The organism is Micromonospora sp. D75 (genome assembly GCF_018070405.1).
Classification (GTDB): domain Bacteria; phylum Actinomycetota; class Actinomycetes; order Mycobacteriales; family Micromonosporaceae; genus Micromonospora; species Micromonospora chalcea.
In genome coordinates this window covers 1-5,279 of record NZ_JAGPXV010000419.1, presented here as the reverse complement: position 1 = coordinate 5,279, position 5,279 = coordinate 1, and the positions used below count along the sequence as shown (strand labels likewise).

The 5,279-nt window shown below is 76.0% G+C and carries 3 protein-coding genes; 1 reads left to right on the top strand and 2 read right to left on the bottom strand.

Translation table 11 applies throughout. The annotated features are described in order from the left end of the window. Positions 1-231: 231 nt before the first annotated feature. A complete protein-coding gene (locus KBX39_RS22055; protein WP_210872279.1) occupies positions 232-3,372 on the bottom strand; it encodes a BTAD domain-containing putative transcriptional regulator in 3,141 nt (1,046 codons plus the stop codon). Positions 3,373-3,626: 254 nt separating this feature from the next. On the opposite strand from KBX39_RS22055, the gene KBX39_RS22050 reads away from it, so the two are divergent. After that, positions 3,627-4,454, top strand: a complete 828-nt coding sequence (locus KBX39_RS22050) for an SAM-dependent methyltransferase (RefSeq protein WP_069088343.1) — start codon at positions 3,627-3,629, stop codon at positions 4,452-4,454. Here the strand turns inward: KBX39_RS22050 and KBX39_RS22045 are convergent. After that, positions 4,434-5,237, bottom strand: a complete 804-nt coding sequence (locus tag KBX39_RS22045; RefSeq protein ID WP_312247474.1) for an endonuclease/exonuclease/phosphatase family protein — start codon at positions 5,235-5,237, stop codon at positions 4,434-4,436. The genes KBX39_RS22050 and KBX39_RS22045 overlap by 21 nt on opposite strands. Positions 5,238-5,279: the final 42 nt, after the last annotated feature.

Sequence of the window (5,279 nt, the reverse complement as noted above, 5' to 3'; positions counted from 1 at the left end):
GGACGCCGCGGGCGCCGAGCAGGTTCGCGGTGAGCGCGCCCACCGGCCCGCAGCCGATGACGGCGACGTCGACCTCCTGGACGGCCTGGCGATCCGGCGGCTGAACTGATCCCATCGTGATGCCCTTTCGGAACGTGGTCCCGGACGGCTCCGGCCGTCCGACGCCGACCAGGGCACCAGCCCGGCGTGGAAAGGGTGTGGAGAAGGCGTGGAGGCGGGCCGCCACACCGGTCAGAACGTCGCGAACCGCTGCCGCAGCAGTGCGGCGCCCTGGTCGGCGGCGATCCGGGCGCCGAGGTCCCACTCCGCGCGGTCGCGGCGCGCGACCCCACGGATCCGGTGCAGCTCCGCGACGACGACGCGCTCACCGAACCGGTCCGCCACGGCCAGCCCTTCCTCGGCCAGCGTCGCGGCGGTCTCCGCGCGGCCGGCGGTCAGGTACGCCTCGGCCATCGCGGCACACGTGATGGTGCGGGTGGACCGCAACCCGGGACGGTAGAACCCGTCGGCGGCAGCGCGCATCGCGTCGAGCCGGCCGTGGTCGCCGGCGCGGGCGGCGGCCCACTCCAGGAAGTACGCGCCGGTCGCCGTCATGTGCGGCAGGCCGGTGGACCTCCCGATGTCCCGGCACCGCCGTCCCGCGGCGTCGGCCGCGTCGACGTCGTGTTCCTGCATCGCCAGCCAGGCCGCGTAGAGCGCCGCGTTGGCCCGGCCGTACGGGTCGTCCAGTTCCTCGGCGAGGGCCTCGGCGTCGGCGATGTCCGCCCGGGCGCCGGCCGGGTCGCCGCGCATCGACCGCACGAGTGCCCGGAAGTTGTGGCAGGCCAGCACCGGCCGCCGGCCGACCTCCCGGCGCAGCAGCGCCCGGTCGACGGTACGCAGCCGTTCGATGCCGGCGCTGAGCCGCCGCTCGGCCTCGGCCTGACGGCCGGTGAAGTAGCCGACCGCGCCGAGCAGGTACTCACCGGCCACGGCGATCAGCCCGCTGCCGTCGTCCGCGGACCGCACCAGGCGCCCGGCGAGGTCGGCGCAGATCGCGAACTCGGCCCGGTTGGCGGCCAGCTCACCCAGCGCCCAGAGCGCGTGCCGGAGGTCGGTGTCCGGCCCGACGAGCGTCAGCAGCTCCCGGGCGCGGGCGCAGACCTGGTCGACGGCGTCGCTGCCGACGCCGACGGTCATCTGCAACAGCGCCGCGCGGCGCAGCTGGACGGTCAGTTCGGTGGACGCCGCGTCGGGCGAGGTCTGCGCGGCCGGGGCCAGCCGGTGCGCGGCGCGTTCGAGGTGACCGAGCGCGTCCTCGTAGGCGACCCGCCGCGTCGCGTCGTCGGCGGCGCGCAGCGACCACCGCAGGTGGTCCTCGCCGTGTCCGAGGCCGATCGCCTGACCGTAGTGGCGGGCCAGCTCGGCCGGCGCGACACCGGCGGCCCGCTCGTACGCGCGCGCCAGCCGGGCGTGCAACGCGGCCCGGCGCGGCGGGACCAGCTCGGCGTAGGTGACCTCGGCGATCAGCGGATGGCGGAACGTGACGGTGCCCGGCCCCGCCTCGGTGACCAGCGCGGCCGTGTACGCCGGGGCGAGCGCTTCGGCGACCGCCGGTGCGGTGGTGTCCAGCGCCGCCACCATCACCTGCAGGTCCAGGTCGTGTCCGGCCACGCTGAGCAGGTCGAGGCAGCGTCGGGCGGGCTCGGGCAGCCCGACGAGCCGCAGCCGTACCGTGTCCCGGATGCTCGGCGGCAGTTCCGCGTCGGCCGCCGCGTCGGTGCGGGACCGCAGCAGCTCGGTGAGGAAGAACGGGTTCCCGCCGGTGCGGGTGACGAGGCGGGCCACCACCGGCTCCGGCGGCGCCCCCCCGGGCCGGCGCCGGACGAGGGTGGCGACCGAGGCGGCGGCCCCCCCGGCGAGCCGGAGCTGACCGAAGTCGCGGCCGCGCGCCAGCTCGGCGACCGTCGCCACCAGGGCCGGGTCGTTGTCGTACGGACGGAGCGTTGCGACCACCAGCGCCCGGGACGTGGACAGCCCGGCGGAGAGGTAGCGCAGCAACAGCAGCGAGTCCGGGTCGGCGGCGTGCAGGTCGTCCAGCACGACCAGCAGGCCGTGCCGCCGGGCCGCCGCGTGCACCAGGCCGGACGCCGCCTCGTACACCTGGAACCGCGCCGTGGGGTCGAGGCCGCCGCCTTCCGCGGGGCCGGGCAGCGATCCGGCGGCGAACCCGCCCAGGCGGCTCGCCGAGCCGGTGGCGCCGGCGTCCGGCATCGCCGCGAGCGCGCGTACCACCTGGTTCCACAGCCAGAACGGTGGCGCCTGCCCGACGTCGGGACAGCGACCCCAGACGACCGGCACGCCGCCGGTGGCGGCCCGGTCGCCGAGCGCCGCGGCGAGGCTGGTCTTGCCGATGCCCGCCTCCCCCACCACTGCCAGCACCCGCCCGCCGCGCCGGGTGGCCGCGTCGAGCGTCTCCCGCAGCAGCGCAAGCTCGGCGCCGCGCCCCACGAGCGGGTCCGCGTGCCGCCGCGGCGACTCCGCGGCCGGGCCCGGTTCGGGTTCGGCCGGCGCCGGCGCGGGCCCGGCCGCCCGCACGACCTGCCGGCCGGCCACCGCCGAGGGTCCGGGCTGCGCCGGTACGGCCTGCTCCAGGATCAGCCGGTGCGCCGCCCGCATCTGCTCACCGGGGTCGAGGCCGTACTCGGCGGCGAGGACCCGGCGGCCCTCGTCGAAGGCCGCGAGCGCCTCGGTCTGCCGGCCGGACCGGGACAGCGCCAGCATCAACTGCGCGCGGGCCCCCTCGCGCAGCGGATTCGCCGACACGAAGCGGCGCAGTTCCGCCAGCAGCGGCGCGTGCCGGCCGGCCGCGACGGCAGCCGTCAGGCGGCCCTCCTCGGCGGTGAGCCGCAGCTCGGTCAGCCGCGCCACCTCCGGACGCACCGCGTTCAGCTCGCCGACGCCGGCGAGCGGTTCGCCCCGCCACAGTGCCAGCGCCTCGGCGTACGTCCGCTCGGCGACCGCCGGCTGCCCGGCCGCGAGCGTGTCCGCCGCCCGGTCCACCAGGCGTCCGAATCGGATCGCGTCGACGGCATCGTCCTCGACCCGCAGCTCGTACCCCCGGGGGCGGCTGCGCAGGACGCGCGCCGGCTCGCGGTGGGACCGCTCGGGCTCCACCGCCCGGCGCAGTCCGGCGACGTAGGTGCGCAGCGTCGTGTGGGCGCTGGCCGGCGGTCGCCCGTCCCACAGCGCCTCGACCAGCCAGTCGGCGGCGACGAACCGGTTCGGCCGCAGCAGGAACAGGGCCAGCAGGGCCCGCTGCTTCGGCCCGCCGAGCGGCACGCCTCGCCCGTCCCGGTCGATGCCGGGCGGACCCAGCACCCGGAACCGCACGCCATCACCCTTACGACGATGTTCACATGTCCGATGCCGAGTATGGCAGTGTGAACGCCACATCGGACATCGGCGAACCGGTTCCGGTCCGGCGCGTTCCGCGTGTCGCACGGTGAACGTGCTGGTGACGGGCCGACGCCGTGGGAGCGGTACCAGCCGGGGCCACAATTCGGGCCGTCCGGTCGCTACACTCCCCGAAAACGCCCGTAACCCCACCGGCGGGCGGCGCTGATCAGAATCGAATGGAGACGCCTGTGACCCGCGACAAGGCGGCACCCCCCGGCATCGACCTCAACGTTCCCAGCGTCGCCCGGGTCTACGACTACTTCCTGGGCGGCAAGGACAACTTCGAGGTCGACCGGAAGGTCGCCGAGCACGCGCTGCGGATCACGCCGGACGGGCCCGCCGCCGGCCAGGCCAACCGGGCGTTCCTGCGCCGGGTCATCCGGTTCCTGGTCACCGAGGCGGGCATCGACCAGTTCCTCGACCTCGGCTCGGGGCTGCCCACGCAGGGCAACGTGCACGAGGTCGCCACCGAGCACAACCCGGCCGCCCGGGTGGTCTACGTGGACAACGACCCGATCGTGCTGACCCACGGGCGGGCGCTGCTCGCCGCGGAGGGCACCGCAACGGTGATCCAGGCCGACGTCCGGGCACCGCAGGAGATCCTCAACGACCCGGACGTCCGCCGGTTCCTCGACTTCGACCGGCCGATCGGGTTGCTGCTCTTCGCGATCCTGCACCACCTCGGCGACGACGAAAACCCGGGCGCGGTGGCGGCGGAGCTGATCGACGCGATGCCGTCCGGCAGCTACGTGGCGATCTCGCACTTCCGCGACCCCGGCGAGCGCGACCCGGAGGGCTCCCGCAAGGCGCGCGAGGTCGAGCGGGTCTTCAACGAGTCGCTGGGCACCGGCCGCTGGCGTACCGACGAGGAGATCCTCGCCTTCGCCGACGGGCTGACGGTGCTGGAGCCGGGGCTGGTGCCGCTGGCCGAGTGGCGTCCGGATCCGGGCGCGCCCGCGCCGCAGCAGACCGACACCTACCACACGTTCGTCGGGCTACTCGCCCGCAAACCGTAGGTCCGTCGCGGGCTCGCCGTCGATCGACACCGTCGCCAGCAGCGCCGGATGGTCGGTCGTCCCGCGCATGTCCACCGGCCGGTGGCAGCAGATCGTGACGTCGCCCGTCGTCACCATCTGCTGCCGGGCGCCGTCGTCGATCCGCCGGTAACCCGCCGGCACGCACGACCGCACGTCCGGCGTGCCGCCGACGCGCAGGTTGAGGTCACCGGCGAGCACTGTGGGCGCGTACCCGCCGTCGCGGCGGATCGCCGGCACCACCGCGCCGACCAGTTGGGCGCACTGGGCCAGCGCGACCTGACCGCTGGTGTTCGCCAGGTGCGTGGTGCAGGCGTGCAGCAGCCCGGCGGCCCGCAGGCAGAGCCAGACCCGCTCCTCCGGGTCGGCGAAATCCTGCGCCGGGTAGGTGCCGCGGTGCACTGTGGGCCGCGCGCCGCGCGCGTCGAGGCGGGTCAGCAACCCGATCCCGTACGGCTGGCCGTTGTTGCAGTAGGTGGGCCCGGCGTTGGGGCGGTCACCGGCGGCGTGGAACGCGGACACCACCGTGCCGCCGGGACGGGCGGCCCGCAGCGCGCGCTCCAGCGTCTCCACGTCGTCGCGGCAGATCTCGTTGAGCGTGACCAGGTCGGGCCGCTCGACGGCGATCACGTCGGCGGCCTGGCGGACGGCCCGGCCGGTGTAGCAGCCGGCCCGGCCGCTGGGGCAGAGGTTCATCTGGAGCACCCGCAGCGTCCCGGACCCGGGCTCGCCGAGCGGCGCCGCCCCGGCGGGCAGCCCGGCCACGACGAGCAGGCACACCAGCGCCCACGCCCGGCGGGCACGCCG